Here is an 18,441-nt window from a genome sequence, read left to right as displayed (position 1 = left end):
CAGAATGACCCGGGAGCGAGACAAGCATGAACCACCCCACCCCCGCTGACGACACGTTCTGGATCGGTCCCACCGACGCCTGGCTGCTGGCCGAGGGCAGGCACCTGCGGCCCTGGCAGAAGCTGGGCGCCCACCCCACCACACTGGGGGGCCAGAGCGGTGTGGCTTTCGCGGTGTGGGCACCGGCCGCGCGCTGGGTCGGGCTCAGCGGCGACTTCAACGGCTGGCAGCCGCAGGGCATGCGCCACCGGCCCGAGTGCGGTGTGTGGGAACTGTTCGTGCCCGGCGCCGGTGTGGGGGCCTGGTACAAGTTCCAGGTCGAGGGGGCCGACGGCCGCACCTTGATGAAGACCGACCCCTATGCGCGCGAGACCGAGCTGCCGCCCGGCAACGCGGCCCGGGTCTGCGAGCCGCTGCGCAGCGCCCCCGCCCCGTCCGGCCCGCACCAGAGGCCGCCCGTGCCGATGGCGATCTACGAGGTGCACGCCGGCTCCTGGAAGCGCCCCGGCGGCCGGGACGTGATGCCCACCTGGGACGACCTGGCGCAGCACCTCGTGCCCTACGCCACCAGCCTGGGCTTCACCCACCTGGAGCTGCTGCCGGTCAGCGAACACCCCTTCTACGCCTCCTGGGGCTACCAGCCCACCGGCCTGTACGCACCCACCGCGCGCTATGGCCGGCCCGACGGCTTCCGGCGCTTCGTCGACGCGGCCCACGCCGCCGGCCTGAAGATCATCCTGGACTGGGTGCCGGCGCACTTCCCGGCCGACGAACACGCGCTGGCCCGCTTCGACGGCACCGCGCTGTACGAACACGCCGACCCGCGCGAGGGCTTCCACCGCGACTGGAACACCCTGATCTACAACTTCGGCCGCCACGAGGTGAAGAACTTCCTGGTCGGCAATGCGCTGTACTGGATCGAGCAGTACGGCATCGACGGGCTGCGCGTGGACGCGGTCGCCTCCATGCTCTACCGCGACTACAGCCGTCCTGCGGGCGAGTGGGTGCCCAACAAGGACGGCGGGCGCGAGAACTACGAGGCCATCGCCTTCCTGCGCGAGGTGCACGAGGTGCTGCAGCGCGAGGCGCCGCAGGCCATGACCGTGGCCGAGGAGTCGACCGCCTTCCCGCAGGTCACCGGCGCGGTGCAGCAAGGCGGCCTGGGCTTCGACCACAAGTGGAACATGGGCTGGATGCACGACACCCTGGCCTACATGTCGCAGGACCCGGTGCACCGGCGCTGGCACCACCACAAGATGAGCTTCGCGATGATGTACGCCTACAGCGAAGACTACGTGCTGCCGCTCTCGCACGACGAGGTGGTGCACGGCAAGGGCTCGCTGCTGGGCAAGATGAGCGGCGACCCCTGGCAGAAGCTGGCCAACCTGCGCGCCCTGTACGCCTGGATGTACGCGCACCCGGGCAAGAAGCTGCTGTTCATGGGCGCCGAGCTGGCCCAGCCCACCGAGTGGAACCACGACGCCGAGCTGCCTTGGCACCTGCTGGAGCAGCCGGCCCACGCCGGCGTGCAGAACCTGGTGCACGACCTCAACAGGCTCTACCGCCAGGAGCCGGCGCTGCACGCGCGCGACACCGACCCCGACAGCTTCCGCTGGCTGGTGGTGGACGACGCCGACCAGTCGGTGCTGGCCTTCGTGCGCTTCGGGCGCGCGCTGGAGGACACCCTGGTCGCGGTGGCCAACTTCACACCCGTGGTGCGGCACGACTACCGCGTCGGCCTGCCGCACGACGGCGCCTGGACCGAGCGCCTGAACACGGATTCGAGCCACTACGGCGGCGGCAACGTGGGCAACCACGGGCGGGTGCAGGCGCAGCACCAGCCGCTGCATGGCCAGGGCTGGTCGGCGCCGCTGACCCTGCCTCCTTTGGGCGTCCTCTGGCTGCAACCCGAGAAAACATGACACACACGGCCGCACCGGCGCTCGGCGCACATCTGGTCTGCGAACACGGCCAGGACGGTGTGCGTTTTGACGTCTGGGCGCCCGAGGCCACGGCGGTGGAGGTGCAGCTGTTCGGACCGGACCGCACGCCCACCGGCGTGCTGCCGCTGGACGCGGCGGGCGATGGCCTCTGGTCGCGCTTCGTGCCCGGCCTCGGCGCCGGCCAGCCCTACGGCCTGCGCGCCCACGGCCCCTGGAACCCCGAGGCCGGGCAGCGCTTCAACCCGGCCCGACTGCTGATGGACCCCTGGGCGCCCGGCTTCGTGGGCGACACCGCCCGGCTGGCGCTGCAGACCGGCCACGCGGTGGCCAACCCGCTGCAGCCGGTGGAGTCCTGGGCGCAGCACCGGCCCGAACCGGCGGACAACGCTTCGTCCATGCCCCGCTGCCTGGTGGTCGACAGCGCGGCCGAACTGGCGGCGGGTGCCGCGATCACCCCCGGCCCCGGCACCGCACCCGACCGCGTCGTGCTCTACGAGGCGCACGTGAAGGCGCTGACCCGGCTGCACCCCGAGATCCCGCCCGCGCAGCGCGGCACCTACGCCGGCCTGGCCCACCCCGCCATGCGCGAACACCTGCGCCGCCTGGGCGTGACCACGGTCTGCCTGCTGCCGGTGCACGCCTTCACCAGCGAGCGCCACCTGCTGGCGCGCGGCCTCACCAACCACTGGGGCTACAACACGCTCAACGCCTTCACACCGCACGCCGGCTACGCGGCCTGCACGGCGGGGCGCGACCCGGTGGACGCCGTCGAGGCGCAGGCGGTGCGCGACGAGTTCCGTGCCATGGTCGACGCCCTGCACCGCGACGGCATCGAGGTGGTGCTGGACGTGGTGTTCAACCACACGGCCGAAAGCGATCTCGACGGCCCCACGCTCTCGTGGCGCGGCCTGGGCCAGAACCACTGGTACGCCATGGGCGAGCGCGGCGTGCCGCACAACTTCAGCGGCACCGGCAACAGCCTGAACGTGAGCGAACCGCGCGTGCTGCAGTGGGTGATGGACAGCCTGCGCTGGTGGGTCGCGGCCTACGGTGTCGACGGCTTCCGCTTCGACCTCGCGGTCTCGCTCGGCCGCGACGCCTCGCAGGGCCACCGCTTCCAGCGCCACCACGCGCTGCTGGCCGCGATGCGGCAGGACCCGCTGCTGCGCGGCGTGCGCCTGATCGCCGAACCCTGGGACATCGGCCCCGACGGCCACCACACCGGCGGTTTCGCGCCCGGCTGGCTGGAATGGAACGACGCCTTCCGCGACGGCGTGCGCGCCTTCTGGCTCGGCCACCCGGCCTCGCGCGGCGAGCTCGCCACCCGCGTCTGCGGCAGCAGCGACAAGTTCCGCCACGGCGCCCGCACACCGCTGGCCAGCGTGAACCTGCTGACCGCCCACGACGGTTTCAACCTGGCCGACCTCACCGCCTATGCGCGCAAGCACAACCGGGCCAACGGCGAAGACAACCGCGATGGTCATGGCCACAACCTCTCGGCCAACGGCGGCACCGAAGGCCCCACCGACCAACCGGCCGTGCTGCGGCGGCGCGGTCTCTGGCGCCGCGCGCTGCTGGCCACGCTGTTCTGCGCCCAGGGCACACCGCAGCTGCTGGCCGGCGACGAGATCGGCCACAGCCAGCGCGGCAACAACAACGCCTACTGCCAGGACAACGCCCTGACCTGGCTGGACTGGCCGCACGCCGACCCGGCGCTCGCCGCCTTCGTGGCCGGCCTCACCGCCCTGCGCCGCGCCCACCCGGGCCTGCGGCAGGCGCGCTGGTTCGACGGCAGGCCGCCCGCGGATGGCGCCACACCCGACATCGCCTGGTTCGACACCGACGGCGCGCCGCTGAGCGCCCCCGCCTGGCGCAGCCAGGAGCACCGCACGCTGGCCGCCATCATCACGGTCGGCGAGGGCGGCCAACCCGCGCAGGAATCCCTGCTGGTGGTCTGGCATGCGGGCGAAGCCGCCGAGTTGCAGTTGCCACCAGGGCTCTGGGGGCTGCGGCTGGACAGCGCCCGGGCGCTGGTGGTCGCGGGTCCCGACGCCCCAGATGGCCCCAGTATCGAAGGCCGGCTGCTGCTGAGCGAGCCGACGGTGTGCGTGCTGGTCCGGGCCTTGCATGGCCCGTCGAACCCCACCGACCCCGTTTCATGAACGCCACCATCCACCCCCTGCTCGCGCGCCGCACCAGTGGCGTGCTGCTGCACATCACCAGCCTGCCCGGCCCCCACGGCTGCGGCGACCTTGGCCCCGCCGCGCGCCACTTCGTCGACTGGCTGTCCGCCGCCGGCCAGTCGCTGTGGCAGGTGCTGCCGCTCTCACCCGCCGGCCCCGGCAACTCGCCCTACCAGAGCGTTTCGGCCTTCGCCGGCAACCCACTGATGGTCGACCTCGACGACCTGGTGCGCCAGGGCTGGCTGCCCTGGACACCGCGCCAGGGCTTCGACCACCACCGCTGCGACTTCGAGCGCGTCGCCCCCTGGCGCATGGCCTGCCTGCGCAAGGCCTGGAACGGTTTTTCCGAGCGCGCCAGCGACGAGTGCCGCGCCGCCCTGGCCGACTTCTGCGCCGAACACGCGCACTGGCTGGACGACTACGCACTGTTCATGGTGCTGGACGAGCGCTACGGCGGCCCCTGGTCGCGCTGGCCCGCGCCGCTGGCCCGGCGTGAGGCCGCCGCGCTGGACGAGGTGCGCGCGCAATCGGCCCACGCCCTGGGCTTCTGGCGCTTCGTGCAGTGGCGCTTCTGGGTCCAGTGGCAGGGCCTGCGCGACTATGCGCGCTCGCAAGGTGTGCACATGGTCGGCGACGCCCCGATCTTCGTCGCCCACCACAGCGCCGACGTCTGGGGCCACGCCGAGCAGTTCCTGCTGGACGAGCGGCTGGAGCCGCACGTGGTGGCCGGCGTGCCGCCCGACTACTTCAGCCCCACCGGCCAGCGCTGGGGCAACCCGCTCTACAACTGGGACACCATGGCGCACCACGGCTACCGCTGGTGGAAGGACCGGCTGGCGCACCAGTTCCGGCAGGTCGACATCGTGCGGCTGGACCATTTCCGCGGCTTCGAGTCGCACTGGGAAATTCCCGCCAGCGAACCGACCGCGGTGGCCGGCCAGTGGCAGCCGGGGCCGGGCCTGCGCTTCTTCGACGCCATCACCGACGAGCTCGGTCCGCTGCCCATCATCGCGGAGGACCTGGGCCTGATCACCCCCGAGGTCACTGCGCTGCGCGAGGCCTGCGGCTTCCCGGGCATGCGCATCCTGCAGTTCGCCTTCGGCAGCGGGCCGAAGAACCCCTACCTGCCGCACAACCTGGAACGCCACGCCGTGGCCTACACCGGCACCCACGACAACGAGACCACGGTGGGCTGGTGGAACAGTGCACCCGCGGGTGAGCGCCACGCGGCGCTGGACTACCTGGGCCCCTGCATCGCCACCGAGCCGCACTGGACCCTGGTGCGCGCGGCCTCGCAGTCGGTGGTCAACACCGTGGTGGTGCCGTTCCAGGACGTGCTCGGCCTGGACACCCGCCACCGCATGAACACCCCCGGCATGGCCACCGGCTGCTGGGAGTGGCGCTTCGAATGGAATCAGGTCAACCACGAGCCGGCCGAACGCCTGGCCGCTATGACCCGTGCCCATGGGCGATGGCAAGCACCCTGAACACCCCCTTCACCACAACAACCACCGGAGACACCCATGGACAAAACCTCTCCCCAGCAACTGGCGCGTCGCACCATCGGTCTGGTGCTCGCCGGCGGCCGCGGTTCGCGGCTGAAGGCGCTGACCGACCGGCGCACCAAGCCGGCCGTGTACTTCGGTGGCAAGTTCCGCATCATCGATTTCGCGCTCTCCAACTGCCTGAACTCCGGCGTGCGCCGCATCGGCGTGCTCACCCAGTACAAGTCGCACTCGCTGCTGCGCCACCTGCAGCGCGGCTGGAGCTTCCTGCGCAACGAGTTCAACGAGTTCATCGACCTGCTGCCCGCCCAGCAGCGCATCGACGAGGACAGCTGGTACCTGGGCACGGCCGACGCGGTCTACCAGAACCTGGACATCCTGCGCGCCCACAACCCCGAGTACATCCTGATCCTGGCCGGCGACCACATCTACAAGATGGACTACGCCGAGCTGATCGCCGACCACGTGGCGCAGGGCAAGAAGTGCACCGTGGCCTGCATCGAGGTGCCGATCGCCGAGGCCAGCGCCTTTGGCGTGATGGCCATAGACCCCATGCGCCAGATCGTCGAGTTCGTCGAGAAGCCCGCCAACCCGCCGGCCATGCCCGGCAAGCCGGAGGTGTCGCTGGCCAGCATGGGCATCTACGTGTTCGACGCCCAGGCGCTGTTCGCCGCGCTGGAGAAGGACGCCGCCACCCCCGGCTCCAGCCGCGACTTCGGCAAGGACGTGATCCCCGCCATGGTGGCCGAGGGCCAGGCTGTGGCGCACCCCTTCGGCATGTCCTGCGTCAAGAGCTCGCCCGAGGCGCCCGCCTACTGGCGCGACGTCGGAACCGTGGAGGCCTACTGGGCCGCCAACCTGGACCTGACCAACACCATTCCCGAGCTGGACATGTACGACCGCGACTGGCCGATCTGGACCTACCAGGAGCAGCTGCCGCCGGCCAAGTTCGTGTTCAACGACGACGGTCGACGCGGCATGGCAGTGGATTCGCTGGTCTCGGGGGGTTGCATCATCTCGGGCGGCTCGGTGAACCGCTCGGTGCTGTTCTCCAAGGTCCACATCCACTCCTACGCCGAGGTCGACGAGGCGGTGCTGCTGCCCGAGGTCGACGTCGGCCGCGGCTGCAAGCTGCGCAAGGTGGTGATCGACAACGGCTGCGTGATCCCGCCGGGCATGCAGATCGGCTACGACGCCGCCGAGGACGCGAAACGCTTCTACCGCTCGGAAGGCGGCGTGGTGCTGGTGACGCGCGCGATGCTTGAGGCCCTGAAGTGAGCCTGCGCGTCCTCTACGCCTGCTCCGAGGTCTTTCCGCTGCTCAAGACCGGCGGTCTGGCCGACGTGAGCGCGGGCCTGCCGCCAGCCCTGGCAGCGCAGGGCGCCGACGTGCGCCTGCTGCTGCCGGCCTTTCCGTCCATCGTGGCGGGTGTCGTGCCCGAGGGGCCGAGCCTGCTGGTGCCTGGCGGCGACACCGTGGGTCTGCCGCATGGCCTCGGCCCGCGGCCCGGCACCGTGAACGGCCCCACGCCCTGGCTGCGGCGCGGGCACATCGAGGCGTCGGGCCTGCCGGTGTGGCTGCTGCACGCGCCCGGCCTGTACGACCGGCCCGGCAACCCCTACCAGGACGCCAGTGGCAAGCCCTGGCCCGACGCGGCCGAACAGTTCGCCTGGCTGGGCTGGGCCGCCGCTCTGCTGGGCACCGGTCTGGACAGCGGCTGGGTGCCCGACGTGGTGCACGGCCACGACTGGCACACCGGCCTGGCCTTCGCCTACCTCCACCGGCTGGTGGCGGCTGGCCACCGCCGCCCGGCCGGCGTGTTCACCGTGCACAACCTGGCCTACCAGGGCGTGTTCGGCCCGCAGGTGCGCGAGCGCCTCGGCCTGCCCGACGAGCTGTTCCACCTGCACGGCCTGGAATTCCACGGCCAGGTCTCGTTCATGAAAGCCGGCCTGCAGTTCGCCGACGCCATCACCACCGTCAGCCCGACCTACGCGCGCGAGATCACCGGCGCCGAACAGGGCTGTGGCCTGGACGGCGTGCTGCGCGAGCGGCGCGACCGCCTGCACGGCATCCTCAACGGCGTCGACGATGCGGTCTGGGACCCGGCGAGCGATGCCCTCGTGCAACCCGGCTTCAGCGCCGACGACCTGCGCGGCAAGGCCGCCGCGAAGGCGCGGTTGCAGCAGCGCCTGGGCCTGGAGACCCGGCCGGATGCGCTGCTGTTCTGTGTCGTCAGCCGCCTGACCGAACAGAAAGGCCTGCACCTGCTGCCCGGCGTGGTCGACGAACTGGTGCGCCGCGGCGGCCAGCTCGCCGTGCTGGGCGCGGGCGACCCGCTGATCGAACAGGCGCTGCAGCATGCGGCGCAGCGGCATCCGGGTGCGGTGGGTCTGCACATCGGCTACGACGAAGCGCTCGCACACACCGTCATCGCCGGCAGCGACGTGATCCTCGTGCCCTCGCGCTTCGAACCCTGCGGCCTGACCCAGCTCTACGGCCTGCGCTACGGCACGCTGCCCTTGGTGCGCGCCGTCGGCGGCCTGGTCGACACCGTCACCGACAGCAGCCTGGAAAACATCGATGACGGCCGCGCCAGCGGCTTCGTGTTCCACGAGTTGACTGAAGACGACCTGCTCGCGGCACTGCGCCGCGCCTTCGCCCTGCGGCGCCGCGAGGCCGACTGGCGCGCGGTCCAGCGCCACGCCATGTCGCTGCGCTTCGACTGGGCGCGCGCCGCCACCGACACCCTCAAGGTCTACGCACTGGCCCGTGCCGACGCCACTGGCACGGCATCTGCTTGATCCGACCACCTCCTGCCCTGTACTGCACCGCCATGCCCAACACCCTCCTGACGCCCGCCACGGGCACCGCCACCGCCCCGTTCGAGTACGAACAGCTGGAGAACAGCGTTGCGGCATTGCGCGTGTCCATCGCCAACCGGCTGGTCTACGCCGTCGGCAAGGACCTGCGCTCGGCCACCCGCCGCGACTGGCTGTTCGCCCTGTTCCACGCGGTGCGCGACCGCATGATGCACAAGTGGCGCGAGACCCTGGCGGTCTCGCAGGACAGCGACGCCAAGCGCGTCTACTACCTCTCGATGGAGTTCCTGACCGGCCGGGCGCTCACCAACGCCCTGCTCTCGGTCGGCATCTACGACGACGCCAGGGAGGCCTGCACCCAGCTGGGCGCCGACTTCGACGCCCTGATCGACCTGGAGACCGACGCCGGCCTGGGCAACGGCGGCCTGGGTCGGCTGGCCGCCTGTTTCCTCGACTCCATGGCCACGGTCGGCCTGCCCGGCATGGGCTACGGCATCCGCTACGACTTCGGCATGTTCGCGCAGAAGATCGTCGACGGCCGACAGGTCGAGGAACCGGACTACTGGATGGTCAACGGCAACCCCTGGGAATTCATGCGCCCCGAGTTCAGCTACGAGGTGCAGTTCGGCGGCCGTCTGGTGCAGGAGGGGGACCACGTACGTTGGGTCGACACCGACGACGTGATCGCCACCGCCTACGACACCGGCGTGCCCGGCCACGAACTCACCAGCGTCTCCACGCTGCGCCTGTGGACCGCGCGCGCCACCAGCGGCATCAACCTCGACGCCTTCAACAAGGGCGACTACATGCGCGCGGTGGAGGCCAAGAACGAATCGGAGAACGTCTCGCGCGTGCTCTACCCCGACGACTCCACCGAGCACGGCAAGGAGCTGCGCCTGCGCCAGGAGTATTTCTTCGTCAGCGCCTCGCTGCAGGACATCCTGCGCCGCTACCTCAAGAGCCACGGCAGCTTCGAGCAACTGGCCGACAAGGTCGCGATCCACCTCAACGACACCCACCCCGCGCTGGCCGTGCCCGAGCTGATGCGCCTGCTGGTGGACGAGTACCAGGTGGAATGGGACGCCGCCTGGGCCCTGTGCCAGCGCATCTTCAGCTACACCAACCACACGCTGATGAGCGAGGCGCTGGAGACCTGGCCGGTGGACCTGATGGGCCGGCTGCTGCCGCGCCACCTGCGCATCATCTACGACCTCAACGCCCGCTTCCTGGCCGAGGTGCATGACCGCTTTCCCAACGAGAACGACCTGCTGCGCCGCGTCTCCCTGATCGACGAACACGGCCAGCGCCGCGTGCGCATGGCCTACCTCTCGGTGCTGGCCAGCCACAAGATCAACGGCGTCTCGGCCCTGCACAGCGACCTGATGGTCAAGACCATCTTCGCCGACTTCGCGCGCCTGTGGCCCGATCGTTTCAACAACAAGACCAACGGCATCACACCGCGGCGCTGGCTCTCGCAGGCCAACCGCCCGCTGTCGGCGCTGATCGACGCTCGCATCGGCACCACCTGGCGCCGCAACCTCGACGAGCTGAAGCAGCTGCGGCCGCTGGCCGACGATGTGGAGTTCCAGAGCGCCTTCCGCCTGGCCAAGACCCAGAACAAGAAGCGGCTGGCCGAGCGCATCGCGCAGGAGACTGGCATCGTCGTCAGCACCGACAGCCTGTTCGACGTGCAGATCAAGCGCATGCACGAGTACAAGCGCCAGCTGCTCAACCTGCTGCACGTGGTCACGCGCTACCAGCAGATCCTGGCCCACCCCAACCACAACTGGGTGCCGCGCACGGTGATCTTCGGTGGCAAGGCGGCCTCGGCCTACTACATGGCCAAGCTGGTGATCAAGCTGATCAACGACGTGGCGCGCGTGGTCAACCACGACAAGCGCGTGGGCGACAAGCTCAAGGTGGTGTTCATGCCGAACTACCGCGTCTCGCTGGCCGAGGTGATCATCCCCGCCGCCGACCTGTCGGAGCAGATCTCCACCGCCGGCACCGAGGCCTCGGGCACCGGCAACATGAAGTTCGCGCTCAACGGCGCACTGACCATCGGCACCTGGGACGGCGCCAACATCGAGATCGCCGAGAACGTGGGGCTGGAGAACATCTTCATCTTCGGCCACCGCACCGAGCAGGTCGCGGCCCTGCGCGCCAGCGGCTACAACCCGCGCCGCTACTACGACCACAACTACGACCTCAAGACCACCATCGACCGCATCGCCGAAGGCGCCTTCAGCCCGGAAGAGCCCAACCGCTTCCACGACATCACGCGCACCCTGCTGGAGTCGGACTACTACCTGCTGCTGGCCGACTACGCCGACTACATCGCGACCCAGCAGAAGGTCGACGAGCTCTACCGCCGCCCGAACGAATGGGCGCGGCAGGCGATCCTCAACGTCGCCGGCATGGGCATGTTCTCGTCCGACCGCACGATCCGCGAGTACGCCGACGACATCTGGAAGGTCAAGCCGCTGTTCCAGTGACGCGGGCGCAGCCCGCGTGACAGAATCCGCCGCATGCGAACGGACGGCGGATCGGTGTGGTGGTGGGTCGGCGGAACCGTGGTTTCGCTGGCCGGCGCGACGCTGCTGGCCCGCCAGTCCATCGACGAACAGCGCGCGCTGTTCGAGACCGATGCCCGCATCGTGCACCGGCTGCTGAGCCAGCAGGTGGTGCAGCACGACGCCATCCTCGACACCCTGGCCCTGCTGCAACCCGCGCCCGGCGCGCCCGTCAGCGCCGCGCCCGAACAGCGGCTGCCATCCCTCTATCCCCACATCCTGTCGGTGCAGCGGCGCGAGCGCGGCGCGGCCTGGTCCGACCCCGATCTGGCCGCGGCGGAGCAGCGTTCGGCGCAGGACCGCCGGCCGGCGCTGGCCCGCCCGGATCTGGCCTCGGGCCGCTACCGCCTGGTGCTCGCCGCCCAGCCCACCGCCTACGCGCTGACCATCGACCTGCGCGGCATGGTGCCGTGGTCCGAATGGCCGATGACGCCCGAAACCAGTCCGGTGCGCGTGGTGCTGGAGCACGAAGGCCAGCGCGTGGAACTGCAGTCCGGCGATGCGGCGGCTCTGGCCCGCTCGGGCGGCTGGCGCTTCGAGTTCCACAAACACCTGGCCGCCGCCAGCCAGCCCTTCGACGTGGTGGCCGAGCGGCGGCTGGGCTGGTCGCAACTGCCCTGGGGCCAGATGCTGGCGTGGACCGCCCTGGTCGCCACCGCGCTGATGCTGGGCGCGCAGGGCCAGCGCCAGCGCACCGCGCGCCGGCGCGCCGAGGAACTGCTGCGCCTGGGCCAGGTGGCACGCCTGAACACCCTGGGCGAACTGGCGGCCGGCATGGCGCACGAGCTCAACCAGCCGCTGACCGCGGTGCTGGCCAACACCCAGGCCGCGCAGCGCCTGCTGGCCGAGGACCCGCCCGAGCTGGACACCGTGCGCCAGGCCATGGCGCAGGCGGTGGACCAGTCGCGTCGCGCGGCCGAGGTGGTGGGCCGCCTGCGGCGCACGGTGGAACGGCCCGGCACGCCAGACGGTGCGACGACCGCCGCCGTGCTGTCGCTGGATCTGGCCGAGGCGGCGCGGCGGGCGGTGCACCTGCTCGAACCCGAGTGCCTGCGGCGCAGCGTCGCGCCGCAGGTGCAGGCCGACGCCGCGGTGATGGTCGACGCAGACCCGGTGGCGGTCGACCAGATCGTGCACAACCTGCTGATGAACGCCCTGCAGGCGATGGACGCCGTGCCCGTGGCGCAGCGCGCGCTGCAGCTGACCTTGCGCCGCGAAGGGGACGTGGGCGAGCTCGCCGTGGCCGACCGCGGCCCGGGCATCGCCCCCGAGGCCTTGCCGCACCTGTTCGAGCCGTTTTTCTCCACCCGCGACGGTGGTCTGGGTCTCGGCCTGTCGCTGTGCGAGACGCTGGCCCAGGGCATGGGCGGCTCGCTGGCCGCCGCCAATCAGCCCGGCGGCGGCGCGGTGTTCACGCTGCGCCTGCCACTGTCCAGGGGCACCGCATGACCAGCCTCTCGCCCACCATCCACCTGATCGACGACGACGCCGCGGTGCGCGAAAGCCTGGCGCTGCTGATCGGCACCGTGGGCCTGCGCGTGACGACCTGGGCCGACCCGCAAGCCTTCCTGGACGGTTTCGACCGCGAGGCGATCGGCGCCATCGTGCTGGACGTGCGCATGCCTGGCATCAGCGGCCTGACCGTGCTCGACACCCTGGTCGCGCAGGGCGTGGACCAACCGGTGATCATGCTCACCGGCCACGGCACGGTGGAGATGTGCCGCCGCGCGTTCAAGGCAGGCGCAGTCGAGTTCCTGGAGAAGCCGGTCAACGACGAGCTGCTGATCGAGGCGCTGCAGCACGCGGTGCGCCAGCACGTGCGCACCCGCGAGCGCCACCAGGCCGACCGTGCGGCGCGCGAGCGCTATGCGCAGCTGTCCGAGCGGGAGCGCGAGGTGCTGGGCCTGATCGTCGCCGGCCTGACCAACAAAGAAATCGGCCGTGCGCTCGACCTCTCGCCGCGCACCGTCGAGACGCACCGTGCCAACCTGTTCGCCAAGCTGCAGGCCGAGTCGCTGGCGCAGCTGATCCGGCACTACGCAGCGCTGGTGGACGAGGCGTCCGCCGGCTGACGACCCGGCCCTCGATGCCACTCCGTAGTTCTACGGAGCCCGGCGCGTAGCCGTCCGAATGTTGCGAACGGGCGCGAATTTCTACAGTTCTCCCACGGTTGATTGAACCGCACCCACCCGAAGGAGAACCCCATGAAAGCCATCGTTTCTGCCACCGCCCTCGCCCTCTCCCTGATCTCTTCCGCCGCCAGCGCCCAGGCCGTGCGCACCGAGAAGAACATGTCGCTCGAACTCGCCAACCAGATCGCCGCCGCCACCGTGGCCGCGTGCGCGGCGAACAACTACAACGTCACCGCCGCCGTGGTCGACCGCGCCGGCGTGCTGCGCGCGCTGCAGCGCGCCGACAACGCCGGCCCGCACACCCTGGGCGCCGCGCAAGGCAAGGCCTACACCTCGGCCTCCGCCCGCAACACCACGGCCGCGATGCTGGAGAACGTGCAGAAGAACCCGGGCGCGCAGACGTTGGTGGACATCCCCGGTTTCCTGGTGCTCGGCGGCGGCGTGCCGGTCAAGGTCGGCAACGAGGTGATCGGCGCGGTGGGCGTGGGCGGTGCGCCTGGTGGCCATCTCGACGAACAGTGCGCGAACGCCGGCATCGCCAAAGTGGCCGAGTTGCTGAAATGAAGACGCTGCGGGTCTTGTCGCTGAGCCTGTCGCTGGCCTTCGGCTGCGTCGGCGCGATGGCCCAGGTCGCGCCCAGCGTGGCCGAGGCCGCCGCCTACACGGGTCTGCACGCGGCGGCGCACAAGGGCGACGTGGCCAAGGTCCAGCGCCTGGTCGCCTCGGGCGCGGCGCTGAACGCGACGGATGCCTACGGTCGCTCACCGCTGCACGTGGCCGCGTTCGCCCGGCAGCGGGAGGTGATCCGCGCGCTGGCCAAGGCCGGCGCCGACCTCAACAAGCTGGAAAACGATCGCTACGATGCCGTCACCATCGCCTCGGTGGCGGACGACGAGGCGACGCTGAAGGTGCTGCTGGAGCTGGGCGCGAGCGCGAAGCTGGTGACCAGCCGCTACGACGGCACGGCGCTGATCGCTGCGGCGCACCTGGGGCACGACGGTGTGGTGCGGCAGCTGATCGCGGCCGGTGCGCCGCTGGACCATGTGAACAACCTGCACTGGACGGCGGTGATCGAGTCCATCGTGCTGGGCGACGGCGGGGCGCGGCACCAGGCGACGCTGAAGGCGCTGATCGACGCGGGGGCCAACCTGCAACTGGCGGACCGCAGTGGTCAGACGCCACTGGTGCTGGCGAAGGCCCGTGGGTACTCAACCATGGTTTCTATGCTCGAGAAGGCTGGGGCGCGTTGAGCCCCTGGCTCTCCCGTATCGCTTCATGGGACGAGCGCCAGCGGTGGCCGGCTCCGCTCATGTCCCCCGGCTTGGGCTGCGCCCAAGCCTCCTCCTTTACTTCGCTGCGCCGGTCACCGCTGTCACTCGTTCCGCAAACGCGCGGGCGTACCCACGGCTGCACACCCACATCACCTCGGATCGGGGCGACAGTGCGTTCTGTGCAGTGAGGTAAAGGAGGAGGACCGGCGCAGCCGGTCCGGGGGACACGAACGGAATAGAGCGCGCTGGCGCCCCGATCCCGCGAGGTACTGGTTTACGTCAGCGTGACGCGAGCGAACTTCCGCTTGCCCACCTGCACCACGTACACACCTGCGCCCAGCTTCAGCCCCTTGTCGCTGACCACCGACGAGTCGATGCGCACACCGCCGCCGTCTATCAACCGGTTGCCTTCGCCATTCGACGCCACCAGACCAGCGGCATTCAGCAACGCCGCCACGCCCATCGGCGCGCCCGACAAAGTCACTTCAGGAATCTGATCCGGCACCCCGCCCTTGCTGCGATTGATGAAATCCTGCTCGGCCGCCTCGGCCGCCGCCGCGCTGTGGAATCGCGCCGTGATCTCCTTGGCCAGCATCACCTTCGCATCCTTGGGGTTGCGCCCGCCTTCCACTTCCTTCTTCAGCGCTTCGATCTCGGCCATCGACTTGAACGACAGCAGCGTGTACCAGCGCCACATCAGCGTGTCCGAGATCGACAGCACCTTGGCGAACATGGTGTTGGGCTCTTCGGTGATGCCGATGTAGTTGTTCTTGGACTTGGACATCTTCTCGACGCCGTCCAGACCTTCGAGCAGCGGCATGGTCAGGATGCACTGCGGCTCCTGGCCGTACTCCTGCTGCAGGTGGCGGCCCATCAGCAGGTTGAACTTCTGGTCCGTGCCGCCCAGCTCCAAGTCGGCCTTGAGCGCCACCGAGTCATAGCCCTGCATCAGCGGGTACAGGAACTCGTGCACGCTGATCGGCGTGCCGGCGGTGAAGCGCTGGTGGAAGTCGTTGCGCTCCATCATGCGCGCCACCGTGTACTTGGCGGCCAGCTGGATCATGCCCATCGAACCCAACGGTAGCGACCACTCACTGTTGTAACGGATCTCGGTTTTTGCGGGGTCCAGTACCAGGCTGGCCTGCTTGTAATAGGTTTCGGCGTTGGCCTTGATCTGCTCGGGCGTGAGCGGCGGGCGGGTGCTGTTGCGGCCGGAAGGGTCGCCGATCAGGCTGGTGAAGTCGCCAATCAGGAAGATGACCTGGTGACCCAGGTCCTGCAGCTGGCGCATCTTGTTGAGCACCACCGTGTGACCGATGTGGATGTCCGGTGCCGTCGGGTCCAGTCCCAGCTTGATGCGCAGCGGCACGCCGGTCTGCTCCGACTTCGCCAGCTTTTTCACCCAGTCGTCCTGGGGAATCAGTTCGTCGCATCCCCTCAACGTCACCGCCAGCGCCTCGCGGACACCGTCCGTCGGCTGGAGGCCTCCGCCGACCGGCAAAGACACGCCTGAAACATCGGTATCGCTGTGATTCATAAGGGTTTTTTCAGATGCGGACACCCCTCTCGGGGCTACAATTGCAGGTTTGGCGAGCCCGGATTTTAGTGGGCCCGCGCCCTGGGTCTGCTCCATGGCAACCGAACAAGGGCAGGTTCTTCTGACGCCAGGCGGCTTCGTTCGCCGCTTTTTGCCGGACACCGATTTTGAAGCTCACGCACCACAACAACAGACTGCCCACCCTGGCGCGATCCACCAGCAATTCCTTGCTGTCCAGCCTTACAAGTCATCCCCGCCGCGTGATGGCGGGCATCGGTGTGCTGCTGCTGGGCACCGGCGTCACGGCGTTCGGCATTGCCCCGCTGGCTCCGGACGCGTCCCTTCTGCCCGTGCAGCAGGTGGTCGAAGAAATCCAGTCCCAACCGTTCGCCCCCCTCGAAGGCGCCTCGCTTGATGCCTGGTCGCTCTTTCGCAGCGACACCCTTCGGCGCGACGACACCCCTCAGAGCCTGCTGCAACGCCTCGGCGTGAGCGATGCTGCGGCGGCCGCCATGTTGCGCAGCGACAGCAACGCGCACCAACTGTTCTCTGGCCGGGCAGGCAAACTGGTCACGGTGGAAGCCAACAGCCGGCAGGAACTGATCCGTCTGACCGCGCGCTGGCTGCCGGACGACGGTCGCGTTTTCCAGCGCCTGGTAATCGAACGCCAGGGCGGCAGCTTCAGCTCCCGCGTTGAGAGTGGTGAGCTGAACGTCCAGTCGCGGCTGGCCAGCGGCGTGATCCGCAGCTCCCTCTTTGCAGCCACCGACGAGGCCGGTCTGCCGGACAGCGTGGCGGTGCAACTGGCGGAAATGTTCTCCGGCGACATCGACTTCCGCCGCGACCTGCGCGAGGGAGACCGCTTCTCCGTGGTGTACGAGAGCCTGGAAGCCGACGGTGAAGCACTTCGGGCCGGCCGCGTGCTGAGCGCCGAGTTCATCAACAACGGCCGCGAACACGAGGCCGTCTGGTTTGAAGAACCCGGACTACAGGGCGCCTATTACGGCTTTGACGGGCAAAGCTCGCGCAAGTCCTACCTGGCCTCGCCGCTGGAGTTCTCCCGCGTGAGCAGCGGCTACGGCATGCGCTTCCACCCGATCTCCGGCAAGCAGAAGGCCCACCTCGGCGTGGACTATGCCGCGCCCACGGGCACGCCGGTCCGCACCATCGCCGACGGCGTGGTGACCTTTGCCGGCTGGCAGCGTGGGTATGGCAACACCATCGAGGTGCGGCACCGCGACAACCAGACCACACTGTTTGGCCACCTCAGCCGCATCGACGTCCGGGCGGGCCAGAAAGTCGCGCAGGGCGAGTTCATCGGTGCCGTCGGCTCCACCGGGCTTTCCACGGGCCCGCACCTGCATTTCGAGTTCCGTGACAACGGCGTTCACCAGGATCCGCTGGCCATCGCCCGCCGTAGCGAGAACATCCCCGTGAGTCCGGCGGCCCGCGACCGTTTCGACGCCGTGGCCCAGTCGATGCGCATGCAGCTTGATGCCGCGGCCACCGTTCAACAGGCCAGCGCCGAGTAAGTGTCGCGTCCGCCAACCAACAAAAAAGGGAGCCATTGGCTCCCTTTTTTGTTGTGCCGATCCTGACAGCAGGTATCAGGCGCTGAAACTGGACCCGCAGCCGCAGGTGGTGGTGGCATTCGGGTTGCGGATCACGAACTGGGCGCCTTCGAGATCTTCCTTGTAGTCGATCTCGGCACCCACCAGGTATTGATAGCTCATCGCGTCGATCAGCAGGGACACGCCGTTCTTGGTCATCTGCGTGTCATCTTCGTTGACCACTTCGTCGAAGGTGAACCCGTACTGGAAGCCGGAGCAGCCACCGCCCTGCACGAACACGCGCAGCTTGAGGTCCGGATTGCCCTCTTCAGCCACCAGATCGGCCACTTTGGCGGCGGCACTGTCGGTGAAGATCAGCGGGGCGGGCATTTCGGTCTGGGTGGTTTCGGCGACGGCGCTCATGGTGTTCCTCGGTACGGTGGGGCGATGGCGTGCAAGCCGGGCTCACACGTTCAAGCTCGAATGGTAGGGCAAATCACTCGGAATTGTGCTCAGGCGTTGTTTGCCGCCAGTTTCAGTGTGGGTTTGTCCTCGAGGTCGCCGGTCATGGGCTTGAGCTGGCCCGCAATGGTGGCGCCCTGGTGCATCTCCAGCGACTTGTAGGACACATCGCCCTCGATGCGGGCCTTGGGTTGCAGCTCCAACAGTTCCAGTGCGAACACCGGTCCTTTGACCGTGCCGTTGATGATCACGTGATCGGCGTGGATCTGGCCCGTCACGCTGGCCAACTCGCTGATCACCAGGATGCTGGGCTGCTCGTCGCTGGCACGGATGTCGCCCACGACATCACCATCCACGCGAAGGCCATCGTGAAACAGCACGTTGCCCTCGATCCGGGTGCCCTGCGCGATCAGGCTTTTGATGGGAGGCTGTTTCTTCTTGTTGAACATGTCGTGCTCCGGTG

At 69.2% G+C, this 18,441-nt stretch carries 14 protein-coding genes; 11 read left to right on the top strand and 3 right to left on the bottom strand.

From position 1 onward, the window contains the following. The first annotated feature begins 26 nt into the window (after positions 1–26). The 10 genes from glgB to BC358_RS16100 all read left to right on the top strand — a co-directional run bounded on the left by glgB (position 27) and on the right by BC358_RS16100 (position 14,408). Entirely contained in the window at positions 27–1,922 is a 1,896-nt protein-coding gene (gene glgB / locus BC358_RS16145; protein ID WP_079366639.1) for a 1,4-alpha-glucan branching protein GlgB, read from the top strand. Next, complete coding sequence (gene glgX / locus BC358_RS16140) at positions 1,919–4,105, top strand: glycogen debranching protein GlgX (RefSeq protein WP_079366638.1); 2,187 nt, start codon at positions 1,919–1,921, stop codon at positions 4,103–4,105. Before glgB ends, glgX begins: the two co-directional genes overlap by 4 nt. Beyond that, the gene (gene malQ / locus BC358_RS16135) at positions 4,102–5,613 is read left to right on the top strand and encodes a 4-alpha-glucanotransferase (protein ID WP_079366637.1); all 1,512 of its coding nucleotides are present in this window, start codon (positions 4,102–4,104) and stop codon (positions 5,611–5,613) included. Before glgX ends, malQ begins: the two co-directional genes overlap by 4 nt. Before the next feature lie 36 nt (positions 5,614–5,649). Beyond that, positions 5,650–6,909 (top strand): glucose-1-phosphate adenylyltransferase, encoded by a 1,260-nt coding sequence (gene glgC, locus BC358_RS16130; protein WP_079366636.1) that lies wholly within the window; start codon positions 5,650–5,652, stop codon positions 6,907–6,909. Between the two features lie 2 nt (positions 6,910–6,911). Further along, positions 6,912–8,435, top strand: a complete 1,524-nt coding sequence (gene glgA, locus BC358_RS16125) for a glycogen synthase GlgA (RefSeq protein WP_143434350.1) — start codon at positions 6,912–6,914, stop codon at positions 8,433–8,435. 32 nt (positions 8,436–8,467) lie between these two features. Further along, positions 8,468–10,948, top strand: a complete 2,481-nt coding sequence (locus BC358_RS16120) for a glycogen/starch/alpha-glucan phosphorylase (RefSeq protein ID WP_079366634.1) — start codon at positions 8,468–8,470, stop codon at positions 10,946–10,948. 33 nt (positions 10,949–10,981) lie between these two features. Next, the gene (locus tag BC358_RS16115) at positions 10,982–12,475 is read left to right on the top strand and encodes a sensor histidine kinase (RefSeq protein ID WP_079366633.1); all 1,494 of its coding nucleotides are present in this window, start codon (positions 10,982–10,984) and stop codon (positions 12,473–12,475) included. After that, the gene (locus tag BC358_RS16110; RefSeq protein ID WP_079366632.1) at positions 12,472–13,098 is read left to right on the top strand and encodes a response regulator transcription factor; all 627 of its coding nucleotides are present in this window, start codon (positions 12,472–12,474) and stop codon (positions 13,096–13,098) included. The genes BC358_RS16115 and BC358_RS16110 overlap by 4 nt, the downstream gene beginning before the upstream one ends. Positions 13,099–13,230: 132 nt before the next feature. Beyond that, positions 13,231–13,722: a heme-binding protein gene (locus BC358_RS16105; RefSeq protein WP_079366631.1), complete on the top strand. Its 492-nt coding sequence runs from the start codon at positions 13,231–13,233 to the stop codon at positions 13,720–13,722. After that, positions 13,719–14,408, top strand: coding sequence for an ankyrin repeat domain-containing protein (locus tag BC358_RS16100; protein ID WP_079366630.1), 690 nt, complete (start codon positions 13,719–13,721; stop codon positions 14,406–14,408). The genes BC358_RS16105 and BC358_RS16100 overlap by 4 nt, the downstream gene beginning before the upstream one ends. A gap of 295 nt (positions 14,409–14,703) precedes the next feature. Here BC358_RS16100 and tyrS read toward each other — a convergent pair whose 3' ends face one another. Then, positions 14,704–15,936, bottom strand: a complete 1,233-nt coding sequence (gene tyrS / locus BC358_RS16095) for a tyrosine--tRNA ligase (RefSeq protein ID WP_066155427.1) — start codon at positions 15,934–15,936, stop codon at positions 14,704–14,706. A gap of 197 nt (positions 15,937–16,133) precedes the next feature. Here tyrS and BC358_RS16090 point away from each other — a divergent pair, with 197 nt between their 5' ends. Continuing rightward, positions 16,134–17,498, top strand: a complete 1,365-nt coding sequence (locus tag BC358_RS16090) for a peptidoglycan DD-metalloendopeptidase family protein (RefSeq protein ID WP_373270144.1) — start codon at positions 16,134–16,136, stop codon at positions 17,496–17,498. Between the two features lie 75 nt (positions 17,499–17,573). On the opposite strand, the gene erpA is transcribed toward BC358_RS16090, so the two are convergent. Both erpA and BC358_RS16080 read right to left on the bottom strand, forming a co-directional pair. Continuing rightward, a complete protein-coding gene (gene erpA / locus BC358_RS16085) occupies positions 17,574–17,939 on the bottom strand; it encodes an iron-sulfur cluster insertion protein ErpA (protein ID WP_066155176.1) in 366 nt (121 codons plus the stop codon). An 89-nt stretch (positions 17,940–18,028) separates the two neighbouring features. Beyond that, positions 18,029–18,427, bottom strand: a complete 399-nt coding sequence (locus BC358_RS16080) for a polymer-forming cytoskeletal protein (protein WP_066155179.1) — start codon at positions 18,425–18,427, stop codon at positions 18,029–18,031. Positions 18,428–18,441 lie beyond the last annotated feature (14 nt).

The organism is Hydrogenophaga sp. H7 (assembly GCF_002025745.1).
Classification (GTDB): Bacteria; Pseudomonadota; Gammaproteobacteria; order Burkholderiales; family Burkholderiaceae_C; genus Hydrogenophaga; species Hydrogenophaga pseudoflava.
Note: the sequence above shows the minus strand (reverse complement) of the source record. Positions and strands in the feature narration are given on the sequence as shown.